Annotated in this window: 1 protein-coding gene; it reads left to right on the top strand. The window is 41.8% G+C overall.

Features of this window, described 5'->3' with window-relative positions:
• Positions 1-352: group II intron maturase-specific domain-containing protein (locus LKK83_RS22015; protein WP_324633504.1), on the top strand; the 352-nt coding region annotated here is incomplete at both ends.

Genomic DNA, 352 nt, shown 5'->3' with positions numbered 1-352 from the left:
CCAAAACTCATATCACCCACACTTTAGAAGGGGATAATCCAGGGTTTGACTTTCTCGGCTTCAACATCCGACAATATACAGTTGGAAAATACAAAACTGGGAAAGACACACACAGTAATCCACTAGGCTTCAAAACTATCATCAAACCTAGCAATCAAGCCATCAAAACCCACTACAAAAAACTGAAAGGGATAGTAGACTCCCACAGCGCAGCACCGCAAGAGGGGTTAATAAGACGCCTCAACCCGGTCATTAGAGGGTGGAGCAACTACTATTCAACAGTAGTATCCAAGGAAGTCTTTTCTCAAATGGATGAATTACTATATTGGAAATTAACCAAATGGGGAAAACG

The sequence above is a fragment of the Phormidium sp. CCY1219 genome (assembly GCF_035615515.1).
Classification (GTDB): Bacteria; Cyanobacteriota; Cyanobacteriia; order Cyanobacteriales; family Laspinemataceae; genus CCY1219.
The sequence above is the reverse complement of the archived record's forward strand: the minus strand, read 5'-3'. Positions and strand labels throughout refer to the sequence as shown.